Source organism: Paludisphaera rhizosphaerae (genome assembly GCF_011065895.1).
Classification (GTDB): domain Bacteria; phylum Planctomycetota; class Planctomycetia; order Isosphaerales; family Isosphaeraceae; genus Paludisphaera; species Paludisphaera rhizosphaerae.
Map to the genome: position 1 here is coordinate 108,064 of NZ_JAALCR010000005.1, position 13,095 is coordinate 121,158.

At 68.1% G+C, this 13,095-nt stretch carries 11 protein-coding genes; 3 read left to right on the forward strand and 8 right to left on the reverse strand.

Translation table 11 applies throughout. The features are described from left to right. Positions 1-117: 117 nt before the first annotated feature. On the forward strand, positions 118-3,420 hold the full coding sequence (locus tag G5C50_RS08045; protein ID WP_165067552.1) for an Ig-like domain-containing protein: 3,303 nt from the start codon (positions 118-120) through the stop codon (positions 3,418-3,420). A gap of 93 nt (positions 3,421-3,513) precedes the next feature. Here G5C50_RS08045 and G5C50_RS08050 read toward each other — a convergent pair whose 3' ends face one another. Both G5C50_RS08050 and G5C50_RS08055 read right to left on the reverse strand, forming a co-directional pair. Next, positions 3,514-4,275, reverse strand: a complete 762-nt coding sequence (locus G5C50_RS08050) for a hypothetical protein (RefSeq protein ID WP_165067555.1) — start codon at positions 4,273-4,275, stop codon at positions 3,514-3,516. A 249-nt stretch (positions 4,276-4,524) separates the two neighbouring features. Next, positions 4,525-5,010 carry a YfcE family phosphodiesterase gene (locus G5C50_RS08055; protein ID WP_165067557.1) on the reverse strand — a complete coding sequence of 162 codons (486 nt, stop codon included), beginning with the start codon at positions 5,008-5,010 and terminating at the stop codon, positions 4,525-4,527. Positions 5,011-5,386: 376 nt separating this feature from the next. On the opposite strand from G5C50_RS08055, the gene G5C50_RS08060 reads away from it, so the two are divergent. Next, positions 5,387-5,656, forward strand: coding sequence for a hypothetical protein (locus tag G5C50_RS08060; RefSeq protein WP_165067560.1), 270 nt, complete (start codon positions 5,387-5,389; stop codon positions 5,654-5,656). A gap of 176 nt (positions 5,657-5,832) precedes the next feature. On the opposite strand, the gene G5C50_RS08065 is transcribed toward G5C50_RS08060, so the two are convergent. Genes G5C50_RS08065 through G5C50_RS08075 form a run of 3 tightly spaced genes read right to left on the reverse strand, consistent with a single transcriptional unit; the run spans position 5,833 to position 8,180 of the window. Next, positions 5,833-6,495 (reverse strand): metal-dependent transcriptional regulator, encoded by a 663-nt coding sequence (locus tag G5C50_RS08065; protein ID WP_165067978.1) that lies wholly within the window; start codon positions 6,493-6,495, stop codon positions 5,833-5,835. A gap of 60 nt (positions 6,496-6,555) precedes the next feature. Continuing rightward, entirely contained in the window at positions 6,556-7,863 is a 1,308-nt protein-coding gene (locus G5C50_RS08070; protein ID WP_165067562.1) for a class I SAM-dependent rRNA methyltransferase, read from the reverse strand. Then, positions 7,860-8,180, reverse strand: coding sequence for a hypothetical protein (locus G5C50_RS08075; protein ID WP_165067564.1), 321 nt, complete (start codon positions 8,178-8,180; stop codon positions 7,860-7,862). Before G5C50_RS08075 ends, G5C50_RS08070 begins: the two co-directional genes overlap by 4 nt. Before the next feature lie 257 nt (positions 8,181-8,437). Here G5C50_RS08075 and G5C50_RS08080 point away from each other — a divergent pair, with 257 nt between their 5' ends. Further along, a complete protein-coding gene (locus G5C50_RS08080) occupies positions 8,438-8,797 on the forward strand; it encodes an ATP-dependent Clp protease adaptor ClpS (protein ID WP_165067567.1) in 360 nt (119 codons plus the stop codon). Positions 8,798-8,895: 98 nt separating this feature from the next. On the opposite strand, the gene G5C50_RS08085 is transcribed toward G5C50_RS08080, so the two are convergent. The 3 genes from G5C50_RS08085 to ruvX all read right to left on the reverse strand — a co-directional run bounded on the left by G5C50_RS08085 (position 8,896) and on the right by ruvX (position 13,081). Next, the gene (locus G5C50_RS08085; RefSeq protein ID WP_165067570.1) at positions 8,896-11,625 is read right to left on the reverse strand and encodes an ATP-binding protein; all 2,730 of its coding nucleotides are present in this window, start codon (positions 11,623-11,625) and stop codon (positions 8,896-8,898) included. A 131-nt stretch (positions 11,626-11,756) separates the two neighbouring features. Next, a complete protein-coding gene (locus G5C50_RS08090) occupies positions 11,757-12,617 on the reverse strand; it encodes an NAD-dependent epimerase/dehydratase family protein (protein WP_165067573.1) in 861 nt (286 codons plus the stop codon). Continuing rightward, positions 12,614-13,081: a Holliday junction resolvase RuvX gene (ruvX, locus tag G5C50_RS08095; RefSeq protein WP_165067575.1), complete on the reverse strand. Its 468-nt coding sequence runs from the start codon at positions 13,079-13,081 to the stop codon at positions 12,614-12,616. Before ruvX ends, G5C50_RS08090 begins: the two co-directional genes overlap by 4 nt. Positions 13,082-13,095 lie beyond the last annotated feature (14 nt).

Sequence of the window (13,095 nt, forward strand, 5' to 3'; positions counted from 1 at the left end):
AAGGCGGCGCGGTTTTCGAGCGTTTTGCGTGTTCGCCGATGAACGGCGGCTCCCTTCCAACCGCAAGCCGGCGGCTTCCCGTCGGCGCGGGGCGTCGCCGACGAGAAGGGGTGGACCATGCGCGACTCGCATTCGAATCGTAGGCGGCGAGTGAAGGAGTTCCGCCGAGGCCGGCGTCGGCTCATGGCCTGGCCCGAGGTCCTGGAAGTGCGCCGACTGCCGGCGACGATCACGGTCAATTCGGCGGTCGACGACGCACCGGCGCGCGACGGTTCGATCACGCTCCGCGAGGCGATTCTGATCGCGGACGGCTCGCTCGCCGTCGCCTCGCTCTCGGCGGCCGAACAGGCCCTGGTCTCCGGGACGGTGAATTCGGGCGGGACGAATCGGGACAAGATCCAGTTCGCCATCCCGGGCTCCGGCGTGCATACGATCGCGCTCGTCGCCCCCCTTCCTTCGATCAGCGACCCCGTCGAGATCGACGGCTACTCGCAGTCAGGCGCGAAGGCGAACTCTCAACGCTACGGCTCGGACGCGACGATCCTGATCCAGATCAGCGCGGGGGGAAGCTCGACGGTCCTGCAGCTCGACGGCGGCGGCTCGCTAGTCCGAGGGCTCGCGATCGGCGGCGGCGACGTCGGCGTGGTGATCCGCTCCGACGGGAACGTGGTGGAGGGCTGCTACCTTGGCGTCAGCGCGAGCGGCGACGCCCTCGCCGCGAGCTTCTCCAGCCAGGTCTGGGTCGTCACCGGGACGGGCAACCTGATCGGCGGAGCCACGCCGGCGGCGCGGAACGTGATCGCCGGCGGTTCGAGCAATGGGGCCGTCGGAATGGTCACCGTCGGCAACACGTTCGATTCTCTCCCCGCCCCCGTCGACACCCGCATCTGGGGGAATGACCTCGGCCTGAACGCCGCCGGTACCGCTGCACTGGGCGGCACGACGGGGATCGCCGTCGCGGAAGGGATGAACACGCGGATCGGAGCCGATGACAGCGGCGACGGCGCGACGGACGACACGGCGAGCGCCGGGAACGTCATTTCGGGCGTCGGCGGCCCGGGGATTCTCGTCCAGGGTCCCGGCTCGGCGGACGTCTTCGACGGCCTGACCATCCAGGGCAACCGCCTCGGGACGGATCCCCGGGGCCAATCCGCCATCCCCAACAGCGGCGTCGGGATTCAGTTCTCCAGCAGCACTCCCCTGCAACACGTCCGCATCGGCGGCTCGACCAACAGGGCCGGCAACGTGATCTCCGGCAGCGGCGTCGACGGGATCCAGCTTGGCCTCGGCGACTTCACAATCCAGGGCAACCTCATCGGCACTGACGTCTCCGGCAGCCGCGCACTGCCCAATACGGGCTACGGCATCGCCGTCTCAGGGGACGGCAATCCGGGGTCGATCCTCATCGGCGGGACCGCCCCCAACGCCGGCAACCTGATCTCCGGCAACGGGACCGCTGGCATCGGCATCACGGCTGCGGGGATCCACAGCCTGGACATCCAGGGAAACAAGATCGGGACCAACGCTTCAGGAAACCTCCCGATCCCGAACGGGACCGACGGCATCACGGCCTACGACGGACCGTCGCGGATCGGCGGGACCGCCGCAGGAGCGGGAAACGTGATCGCCTTCAACACGCGGGCGGGGATCGCCGCGGGCGAGTCCCCGGCCGGGGTGGGCCGGACCTACGTCGCCACGATCCTGGGGAACAGCATCTTCGGCAACGGGACGCTCGGCATCGACCTGGGCGGGGTCTTCATCGCCGGCGGCGGCGCCACGGCCAACGACCCCACCGACTCCGACGTCGGCCCCAACGACTACCAAAACTTCCCCGTCATGACGAGCGTCACGCGCGTCTCCGGAGGCACGAGGATCATCGGCTCGCTCCAGAGTCTTCCGAACAAGACGTACACGATCCAGATCTTCGGCAATGACGCCGTCGAAGCCTCGGGCCACGTCCAGGGCAAGACGTTGCTGAGCACCTTCGCCGTGACGACGGACTCGTCGGGAGCGGCGAGCTTCGATCGAATCGTCGCCGATTCCTCCTCGGTCGCCTTCGGCGCAACGGCCACCGACGACGCGGGGAAGACCTCCGAGTTCGGCGGCGTGACCGCTCCGCCCCCGGCCGCTTCGGCCGACGTCTCGGTTTCGGCCTCGGCGAGCGTCTCCTCGGCCAGGCCCGGCGACCAGATCACCTATCGATTCGTCGTCACGGTGCCGTCCGGCGGACCGAGCCCGACCAATCCCTCGCTCACGATCCCGATCCCCGCTGGGACGCACCTCGTCGGGTTCGCCGTCCCCAACAGTTGGACCAGCCTCGGAAGCGACGCGATGGCGAAAGCCACGGCGACCCAGGCGGGCGCCGGTTCTTCTCTGACGTTCAGCCTGGTCGTCCAGGTCGATTCCGGGATCGCCGACGGCCGAGCCCTCGTCGCGCGGGGGGCGTTCGCCAGCGGCACGCCCGACCCGAACGCCGCCAACGATTCCGCCTCGGCGAGGGTCGTCGCCTCAAACCCGACCTCGCCGCCGACGCCGGAGACTCCGTCGGCCTCGATCGGCTCGGCCGCTTACAGCCAGGCCGAGGGGAATTCCGGGACGCGGTTCGTCGAAATCCCCGTCGCACTCTCATCGGCCCCGACGTCGAACGTGACGCTACGTTTCCAGGTGGTCGGCGGTTCCGCCGCGGCGGGTTCGGACTTCCTGATCCCCGACGACCTCACGTTGAGCTTCACACCCGGCGGCCCGCTCACGCAGGTCATCCGGGTCGCCGTCATCGGCGATGCGACGGTCGAACCCGACGAGACGTTCCAGGTCGCCCTTGTCGCCGGCGACGGATACACCCTGGGGGGGCTGACCTCCACGACCGTCACCATCGTCAACGACGACGTCGCCCCAATTCCTCCCCCGCCGTCGGAGCCCTCGCCGCCGCCCGCCGACGTCGTCGCGCCCAGCATCGTGGCGGTGAGACGATACGGCATCCACCACCAGCCGACCACGCTGACCGTGACGTTCACCGAGCCCGTCGCCGGGGCGACCAACCCGACGCTCTACCGGATCGTCGACCCAGGGCGGGATCGGCGGTTCGGGACTCGCGACGATTCCACCTTCACGGCCTCGAACGTCGATCTCGACGCCGCCGGCGCGACGGCCACCCTTCACCTGGCGCGGCAGTTGAACCTCCACCTCGTCTACCGCCTGAACGTCGGCGCGGGGATCGCAGACGCCTCAGGCAACGCACTCGCCGGCGACTCGTCGTTCAGGATCGACGCCTCGAACCTCGGCGTCGCCACCCGAAGGTCGCGAGGGACGATCCGTCCCCTCCAAGCCCCGGCCGTCCCCCGTGCGGCGCACAAGCCGATCGCCGCCCACATGCTCCTCCAACGGAGACCATCCGCCGCGCACCCAATCGCCTCGTCCTGACGCTTTCGGAGATCAACCGGGCGACCCGAACGATGTAGGGCGGGAGTCCTCGAGGAGAAAGGCCACGCCGGTCTCGGTTCTGAGCCCGACAGCTCAGGGCCGAGAGCCGGGACCTTGGCTCGTCTCTTCAACGTCGCTCGTCCTCGCAGGCTTCACGGCGCCCAGGAGCGAAGCGAACCGAGCCAACCCCGGTTTCAGTCGTTGCATGGCGCCGTCGAAGAGGACGTCTCGCTCCTCGGGTCCAGCGCGAAGCCCCTCTTCGATGTTGCTGTAGCCGCGCACGATCAGATAGACGCCGGCGGTCAGCAGAATCAGATAGATGTCGCCCCGGCTATAGTTTCGCTCCATGGCGTCGGAGAAGATCCGCGAGGTCGCGGCGTAGATCCCGGCGGCCACCTCAGTCATTCCGTAGACGACCTTCGCCTTCTTGCGAAACAGGTAGAACGCCCCGCCGATGATCGGCAGAACGAGACACATCGAGACCTGACCGACGGTCGGATTGGCGAACGAGTACCTCAGGTACCAGTCGGCGACGTCGCCGGTCGATGCCGCGAGGAAATAGAACAACGCCCCACAGACGGCCGCAAGCACCGTGGCCCCGACGCTGCAGATCAGCCGTGCGGGAAGGCCGTCGCCGAAGGAAGGAACGCGCCAACGATTCAACGCGCGGTGCAAGACCAACTGAAAGACGACGAGGAACGGCACGGCGTCGGCGGCCGACCGAATCAAGCAATCGTAAAGGCTTCTCGTCCGGGCGACGTGATAGATCGAAACCAGCCCGATCAGCGGGACGCCCAACTCGATGAGACCCCAAAGCCTCTGCGATCGTCCGCCGACCTTCTCCGCTGCCGCCATGAACGTCCCCTCGCCTCCCCGGCCAAACGCTCCAGAAATCGCATTCTGGTCGTAAGATCTCTGAAGAAGGAGTCACCGTGAAAGTCACCCTGATCAAGACCTCACGCCGATGCTGCGAACCTCCACCAAACGTCGAAACGCGGCCGAACGAAGCCAGCGAGTCAACCGCGCAAGCTTAATTCACACAACAACTTAACAACAATAACACCGCACCGTCCAAACGACAATCAAAGCCAATCGAAGCCGCCGTCAGCGGGGAATGGTCAGCGATCGGTAGTCGTCGGAGTCAAGGTCGAGAAGGCCGACGGTGAACTCGGACGCGCGGTAGAGGGCGCCGGGGTTGATGAAACGGGTCGGGCCCTGACGCTCGTCGCGGCGGAGGTGGGTGTGGCCGGAAAAGAAGTAGTCGGGAGCTTCGGCGGTGAGGCGGTCGATCTCGCGGCGCGAGTCGCCGTGGGTTACGGCGATCCGCCGGCCCCCCAGTTCGATCAGGCCCCCCTGCTCCAGGCAAGTCGCTCCAGTTCGACGCATGGCCAGGCGGAGGTCGTCTGGGTAATAGTCGCAGTTCCCAAAGACGATGTAGGCCGGAGCGCCGACGATCTCCTCAACCACGTCGGGGATGGTAAGGTCGCCGCAATGGATCAAGGCCTCGGCCCCGCCGGCCAGCAGCGAGGCCACGGCGCGTCGGGCGCGCTCCACCTGGTCGTGCGTGTCGGAAAGAATGCCGATGCGCATGGATCGATCGTCCCAAAGCCGAGGCAGGTTTTGAAGCCGCATTCATGTTGCATGGTCGCACCATCCTGGATCATGAGCAAGGGTCGTTCAGCGCGATTTTGCAGGTCCAGGACTGGCGTGAGCGTGCACCGGCGGGTACACTTCAAGTGGAGTCACAGCCTCGCCGCGAGGCCCGCTCGGTCCCATCTTCACTTCGGGGCCGTTCGAGACCATTCGGGGGCTTGGGCTCTGCGTCCACCCCGTCGGTGGATGTGCGACCGACCTGAAGGAAAGGGACGGTCGCGGGGAGCGCGAACCTGGCCCGGGATCTTTCGGTCCCTTGAGGGGTCGGGCTGGCGTCCCCAGGGTTTTCCCGCGCCGCGCGGGGAGGTGTCCCATGTCGATCGGAATGAAGTCGCGTACGAAGACCAAGTCCAAGAAGGCCCAGGCGTCCAAGGCGTTGCGTCCTGTGACCCAGGAGCCGTCCTTCGATCTCGAGAAGACGGCCGTCCACGTCGTGGGCAAGCCGGCCGAGGTCGAACCCCAGGAATACTCCGCCCTTCCGGCCGAAGAGCCCGAAGCGGCCGTTCAAAGCGCCGAGGCTCCCGACGCCGGCTACGGCCGTTGCACCGAGTCGTCGGATTGGGAGAATCGCGGTCGCAGCTGACGAAGGAGCGGAGCGGTCGGGCCAGGACGTCCTGGTTCGCCCGAAGGCCCCACCGCACCGTCCCACCGGCGTCCTTAGAGCCGGTCGAGCGACGTCCCCGAGGATCCTCTCCTACCGGAACGGCCGAGCGCCCAACGCCCTCGGCCGTTCGGCGTTTCGAAGGCTGCCCTCGTTTCTCAGCGAGGCTCGACGAGCACCTTTTCAGCGGCCGCCAGACCCAGGGCCACGTCGCGGTCGCCGATCCGGCAGACCACTGCGCCGGCCTCGGGCCGGTTCTCGCGAAGCTGCCCGAGCGCGTTGAGATCGAGGCCGCACTCGGTCAGATACCGCAGGAACGCCGGGTCCTGATCCATGACCCGGACGACGCGGAATCCCGCCCCGGCCCGACACCGCGCCAGGGGGATTCCCTTGGGCTCATTGAGCGAGCCGTCGGCGGCGGGAATGGGATCGCCGTGGGGGTCGACGGCCGGATGGCCCAGGAACCGCTCGATGCGGTCGATGAGCCGTTCGGAAACGGCGTGCTCCATGTGCTCGGCTTCCTCGTGGACCTCGTCCCAGGACATGTCCAGGGTCTTGGCGAGGAACAGCTCCAGCAGCCGGTGGCGGCGGATGACCATCAGGGCCAGGCGGTTGCCGGCCTCGGTCAGCCGGGCGCCTTCATAGGGGGTGTACGTCGCCAGCGACGCCTCGGAGAGCGTCTTGAGCATCCCCGTCACGGTCCCCGGCGACACCCCCATCGCCTGGGCGAGTTCTCCGGTGGCGACGGCCGCCCCGGCCGGGCTGCGGTCGGCGATCAGGGCGATCGTCTTGACGTAGTTCTCAACGGTCAGGCTGGCCACGGCGGTCGTCTCGGCTTCGAGGTCGTCGGAGAGGGGGTCGAACAGCAAGGTCGGGCCGTGTCAGGCTTCGGGAGCCGAAGACGCCCCGATCGGTTCGGGGAGTCGCTCGCCGACGCGCAGCCAGGCCGCTTTCAGGTAGGCGCCTTCGGGAGCGTCAAGGGCCACGGGATGGTCGGCCGAGGCCCCGGTCATGGCCAGAAGCTGCACGCTCCGGTTGGCCTTGCGCGAGGCCGCCTTGAGCAGCCCCTGGAACTCGGCCGGGTCCAGCAGGCCGGAGCACGAGCAGGTCAGCAGCAGGCCGCCGGGCTCCACCAGGCCCATCCCCAGGACGTTCAGGTCGAAGTACTTCCGCTTGCCGGCCGAGACCTCCTCGCGGTCGGGGATCAGCTTGGGGGGATCCAGCACGACCACCCCGTATTCGCGGCCGTTGACCCCCATCTGCCGCATGTAGCCGAAGGCGTCGGCGTGGACCGCGTCCAGCCGGACGTTGTTGGCGTTGCCGTTCTCCTTGGCGAGCGCAACGGCCTTCTCGTCCAGGTCGACGCAAGTGACCTCGCGAGCCTCGCCGCGAAGCAGCGCGTTCAGGCCGAAACCGCCCGTGTAGCAGCAGGCGTCCAGCACGGCGCGACCCTTGCAGAACTTCGCCAGTTCCCGGCGGTTGTCCCGCTGGTCACAGAAGAAGCCCGTCTTGTGGCCCTCGGCGAAGTGGATCCGGTAGCGGACTCCGTGCTCCTGGATCGTCACCCGAGGCGGCAGCCCGGGGCTGGCGAGAGGCCGGCCGGCGAAGTCCTCCTGCAGGGCCACCCGCTCGTCGACCCGGACGCGGAAGTGCTTCGTCCCCATCCGCTTCGCCAGGACGTCCAGGATCGGGCCGATCCGCTGGTACATCCCCAGGCTGAAGATCTCGACGGAGAGGACGTCGTCGAAGCGGTCGACGATCAGGCCGGAGAGGCCGTCCCCCTCGGCGTGAATCAGGCGGTAGGCGTTGGACTCGCGCTCGACGCCCAGCATGTCCAGCCGGAGCGCAGCGGCCTCGTCGACCTTCCGGGTCCAGAAGTCGACGCCCGGCGCCTGGGGCTCGCGCGAGAGCATTCGCAGGCTGATCTGCGACCGGGGGTTCCACAGCCCGTAGCCGAGCGGGTTGCCGTCGCGGTCGAGGACCTGGACGAGGTCGCCGGGGCGGGCCATGAGCGGACCTTTCACCCCTTCGATCATCTTGCGGAAGATGAACGGGTGGTTCCCCGGCGATCGGATGGCGACGGTCGGCAGCGGGACCTCAGGCTCCAGCGCGCGGTCAGGCACTGGCGCGGGGGGCTCGACCGGCCGTGCGGCGGGCTTCGACTTCGGCCGAGGGCGCGGCTGGCTCATTCGTCGTCGTCCCCTTCGTCGTCAACGTCGTCGCCGACTTCACCCTTGCGGAGGAGCCGACGGAGCCGGACCAGGAGCGAGGTCGCGTATCGTTGGACGGAAAGCTGCTGCGTCAGCACGTCCTCGTCCACGGCCGACCGCGGCACGGCGGCCATCAGGGCGTGGGCCTGCATCAGGGCGTCCCAGCCGGCGTCGAGCGCCTTGGGACCGAACGCCGGATTCTCCCGCGCCATCCGCAGGGCTTGTCGGGCTTTTTTGAGGGTCGCGTGCGCCTGCTTAAGTTGCCTGAGCGCTGCGCCCGGGGTCATCTCCGCCATAACCAAACTCATTTCCAGACGAGGGGTTGGATCGGCGCCCTGGCCACGGTTGCGTGGCCAGGAACCGGCATGGGAGGGTTGCTCGATCGTCGCCGATCGCACGGCCACACTTGCGTGGCTATGGGACCCAGGCCGGGCCGTCATCCAGTCGTGTCGTGTGAGAAGTCTCGCGCATTTTCTCGGTTTCAAACTCGCGAACAAAGAGTATAACCAAATCTCTGAAAACGGTGCGCGAAAGCCTTCAGGAGCCCATCACGATGTCGGACGAGCAGGGAGCGGCCAGCGTGGCCGCCGAGCCGGAAACTTCCGTCGCCGTCGCCGAGGAGCAGGAGACGCGGACGAAGAAGCTCCCTCCCTACAACGTGATCATCCTCAACGACGAGGAGCACACGTTCGAGTACGTGATCGAGCTGCTCACGAAGCTGTTCGCCCACTCCCTGCCGGTCGCCGAGTCCCTCACCTGGCAAATCCACAACCGGGGCCGCGCCGTGGTCTACACCACCCACAAGGAGAAGGCCGAGCTCAAGCGCGAGCAGGTCGTCTCCTACGGCGCCGACCCTCGCATGAAGGAATCCAAGGGACCTCTGGGATGCTACATCGAGCCGGCCGAGGGCTGATGTGGGGTTCTCAGTGGCTTGTTGTCGGTTCTCAGCAGCAGAGACCGCAGTCGCGATCGCTCCTGACAACCGTCAACCGAGAACTGACAACGATCCTATCAGGTTTTTCCGACCAGGCTGGCGATCACCGCGATGATCTCCCCCGGCTCGACGGGCTTGGCGACGTGCGACTGATAGCCGGCCATGAGAGCCTTGCGACGGTCCTCCGGACGGGCGTAGGCGGTCAGGGCGACGGCCGGGCGACGCGGGAGGCCCGTGGAGGTCTCCAGCGCACGGAGCCGGCGGATGAACTCGTGACCGTCGACGGTGGGCATGCCGACGTCGCTGATGATCGCGTCGAAGCCCCCGCCGCGGTAGTGCTCCAGCGCCTCCTCGGCCGATCCAGCAGCCGTTACGACCGCGCCGCGGTCTTCCAGCAGGCGTCGGACCAGGTCGCGGGCGTCCTGCTCGTCGTCGAGGACGAGGATGCGGGCGCCGCCCAGGTCGAGCGAGGTCTCTTCGACCGCCTCGGCTTCATCGACCTCCCGCACGTTGCGGCGGCGGCCGCGCGAGGCCACCGCGCGGAGCGGCAGCGAGACGACGAACTCGGCGCCGGTCCCCTCCCCCTCGCTGCGGGCGTAGATGGCCCCGCCATGCAGCTCCACCAGATGCCGGACGATGGAGAGCCCCAGGCCCAGGCCGCCGTGCTGGCGGTTGGCGTCGGCGTCCTGCTGGCGGAAGCGATCGAAGACGTGCGGCAGGAAGGCCGGGTCGATGCCCTGGCCGCTGTCGGACACGACGACCTCCACGTGCGAGTCCACCCGCTCCAGAACCACCTGCACACGCCCGCCGCGAGGGGTGAACTTCACGGCGTTGGAGAGCAGATTCCAGAAGATCTGCTGCAGCCGGGTCGGGTCGCCTGTGACATAAGCGTCCTCCTGTGCGTTGATGACCCGAACGAGCTTCACCCCCTTCGCCTGGGCTGTGGGAGCGATGGAGTCGACGGCCGCAGCCACGGCAGTGGCCACGTCGGTCGGTTGCATGTCCATCCGCAGCTTGCCCGAGGTGATACGGCTGACGTCCAGCAGGTCGTCGATCATCGTCACCTGCGCCCGAGCGTTGCGGTCGATGACCTCGCAGGCGGCTTTGAGAGTCGCCTCGTCAGCGCCGCGGCGGATGATGTGAGTCCACCCCAGGATCGCGGCCAGAGGCGTCCGCAGCTCGTGCGAGAGCGTCGCCACGAACTCGTCCTTCATCCGGCTGAGTCGCTCGGCCTCGCCGCGAGCGGCGCGCTCGCTGGCCAGCATCTCCTCTTTCGCGCGGTTCTGATGGGCGAGTTCCCCCGCGCGGCCGGCGAGGATCTCGGCCAGATCCTGACGCAGGTCGAGCGCCGCGCCGATCTCCGCCGGATGCCACGGACGGGAACGCCCCCGGACGACCTGCTTCCACAATGCGAACGATCCCCGGGGACTCAATCGCGCCGCGCCGTCCCCTTTCTGGATCGACTTCGACGGGTCGCCCGCCCAGTCGACCTCGCGGACCTCCTCGGGGCGGAACCACATCAGGCGGTCACGGCCGTCGCCGGCGATCGGGACCGAGAGCAGTCCAGCAGCCACAGCGCCGACCGCGTCCAGGTTCAACTCAGCCCCGAGACGCTCAGTCGCAAAGACGTCGGCCGGGCCGCGAGCCGCGATTCGATCCGCGATCTCCACCAGGTCTTCAGGGTTGGGAGTCAGGCCGATTCGAACGACCTCGCCGCCAATCACGACCGCCGCGCCGGTCGCCTCCATGAACTCCAGCAGCGAGGGCTCGACCTCGGTCAAGGCCAGGCCCACGTCCTCGATCTGCCGCAGCCGAGTCGCCAACGCCGCGCGGACGGACTGCATCCGGGCCCCATACCGCGCCTGCTCTTGCTCCTCGCGCGAGGCCAACTGCATCGACATGATCTGCCCCAGCAGCTCACAGGCGGCGCGGACGTCATACGGCACGAACCGGGGCGAGTAGTGGTGGCAGGCCACCAACCCCCAGAGTTGATCGTCCTTCAGGAGCGAGATCGACATCGACGCGCCGACCCCCATGTTCCGCAGGTATTGCAGGTGGATGGGCGAAACGCTGCGCAGCACCGCCTGACTCAGATCCAGGGGCGCCGCCGAGGCCGGCCCGCATTCGGGGACGATCGGCTGGGGGGTGTAGTCGCGGTCGGCGATGAACCGGAGCCAGTTGCGCACGTACAACTCGCGCGCCTGGGCGGGGATGTCGGAGGCCGGATAATGCAGGCCGAGGAACGGCTCCAGGTCGTCGCGTCGGGCCTCGGCGACGACCTGCCCGTTCCAGTCGGCGTCAAACCGGTAGACCATCACGCGGTCAAACCCCGCGATCTGGCGGACGCGATCAGCGCAGACGTCGTACATCTGATCCAGCGAGGGAGCCTTGCGAAGCTCCGAGACGGCGTCGCGCGTGGCGCGGGCGAGATCGGCGGACGACGCATCCTCGGAATTCAACGCGGGCTCGAACTCCACAATGACCCGATCGCCCGCGCGATGGGCGATGGCCTCGCAGACGCGGCCGTTCAGACGGACCGTGAACAGAGCGGAGCCCGAGCCGTCCTCCAGTCGGGCCATCCCCTTTGCCACCCGCTCCGAATCGGGCGCAGGGATCAAATCCGCCAGCCGACGGCCGATCGCCTCCGTCGCCGAGATCCCGAAGAAGTCGGCCAGGTTCGCGCTCGCGTGCGAGACGACCCCATCCCGGGCCGATACCGCCGCCAGCACGCCGTGCGGCTGGATCGCTCCGGGGATACGAATCGGCTCGTCTTCGCAGTTCGTTAGGTCAGTCGCGGGAATACCCATAGAAGACTCTCAAGGACTTAACAGCGGTCCTGGAGATGAAAGAGATCCAAATCGCATGCCAAGGCCCGACTTAATCGTGAGCAATACGAGGACAGGCGTCCAGACCCATCCCCCAGTCCGGGCATTTTCGATCAGGACTCCATGAGCGCCGCGGGCACCCCCATGGTCACGTCCGGATACCGCAAAGCCAGCCCCAGTTCGTCCTTGATGCGATGGTTGCTGATTCGGCGGTCGACGACGTCGCGGGCCGCTTCGGGGGAGCCGGGGACGGGCGGAACGTACGTCGGCACGGGGGCGTTCAGGCAGTCGGCGACGACGCGGTAGTATTCCCGGCGGGGAAGCGGGCGGTCGTCGCTGGCCAGATACAACGGGCCTGGCGAGGGGGCGTCGAGCGCCGCGGCCGAGGCGCGAGCGGCGTCGTCGATGTGGATCAGGCTGAGGGTCCGCTCCGGGTCGCCGGGGATCGGCTCGCCGCGGGCGATCAGAGTCCGGCGGATGATCCGGCCCGGCCCATACAGCCCCGAGCATCGCACGACGACCGTCGACACGCCCGAGCGCCCGGCCCACTCAGTCAGGGCGTGTTCGGCGTCCAGGCAGATGCGGCCGGCCTCGGTGATGGGAACGGCGGGGGTCTCCTCGTCGACCCAGCCGCCGTCGTCGTTGCCGTAGACGCTCGTCGAGCTGATGTAGACCAGCCGCGAGACGCCCTGCGGAAGCCGCTCCAGCACGTTTCGCAGGCCGTCGACGTACACTGACCGCTTGGACGGGCCGGCGTCACGGTCGTAGCCCACGCAGTAGAGGACGCGGTCGACGGAGGGGAGGACGAGCGATGGATCGAGCACATCCCCGACCACCGGCCGGACGCCGATCGCCTCCAGCGAAGAGGCCCCCTCGGCCGATCGCGTCGTCCCGAAGACGGTCTCGCCGCGATCGACGTACATCCGGGCGACCCGGCGGCCCAGGTAGCCGCAGCCGACGACAAGCAGGCTCACGAGCCGCCTCCCTCGTCGTCGGTGAGCGACTCCGGCTTCGCCAGCGTCTCCGGGCAGCCGGCGTCGAGGTAGTTCTGCAGCAGGATCCGGGCGGCGAGCATGTCGCGCATCCCCTTGCGCTTCTGCCGCGAGAAGCCGACCTCGATCAGGACGTCCTCGGCCAGGACGGTCGTGTAACGCTCGTCGTAGTAGAACACGGGGAGGCCGGTGACTTCGGCCAGCCACGAGCCCCAGGCGCGGGCCTTGGCGGCCGATTCACCCTCGCGGCCGGTGGTGTGAACGGGGAGCCCGATGACGATCCGATCGATCTCGTCCTCCTCGACCAGCTTCTTGTAATGCCGGGCGTCCTGGGCCGGGTCTCGGCGTTCGTAGACCTCCAGCGGGGTCGCGATCGACCTCCCCGGGTCGCTGACCGCCGCCCCCACGCGCCTCACGCCGAAATCAATCCCCAGCACCCGGCCCATTGGCGACGGCACTC

Excerpts from the sequence above, each read along its gene's own strand:
- G5C50_RS08060 (WP_165067560.1), top strand. The coding sequence starts at position 5,387 with ATGTCGATCGGAATGAAGTCGCGTACGAAGACCAAGTCCAAGAAGGCC.
- G5C50_RS08050 (WP_165067555.1), bottom strand. The coding sequence starts at position 4,275 with ATGGCGGCAGCGGAGAAGGTCGGCGGACGATCGCAGAGGCTTTGGGGT.
- G5C50_RS08085 (WP_165067570.1), bottom strand. The coding sequence starts at position 11,625 with ATGGGTATTCCCGCGACTGACCTAACGAACTGCGAAGACGAGCCGATT.
- G5C50_RS08075 (WP_165067564.1), bottom strand. The coding sequence starts at position 8,180 with ATGGCGGAGATGACCCCGGGCGCAGCGCTCAGGCAACTTAAGCAGGCG.
- G5C50_RS08045 (WP_165067552.1), top strand. The coding sequence starts at position 118 with ATGCGCGACTCGCATTCGAATCGTAGGCGGCGAGTGAAGGAGTTCCGC.
- G5C50_RS08080 (WP_165067567.1), top strand. The coding sequence starts at position 8,438 with ATGTCGGACGAGCAGGGAGCGGCCAGCGTGGCCGCCGAGCCGGAAACT.
- G5C50_RS08055 (WP_165067557.1), bottom strand. The coding sequence starts at position 5,010 with ATGCGCATCGGCATTCTTTCCGACACGCACGACCAGGTGGAGCGCGCC.
- ruvX (WP_165067575.1), bottom strand. The coding sequence starts at position 13,081 with ATGGGCCGGGTGCTGGGGATTGATTTCGGCGTGAGGCGCGTGGGGGCG.
- G5C50_RS08070 (WP_165067562.1), bottom strand. The coding sequence starts at position 7,863 with ATGAGCCAGCCGCGCCCTCGGCCGAAGTCGAAGCCCGCCGCACGGCCG.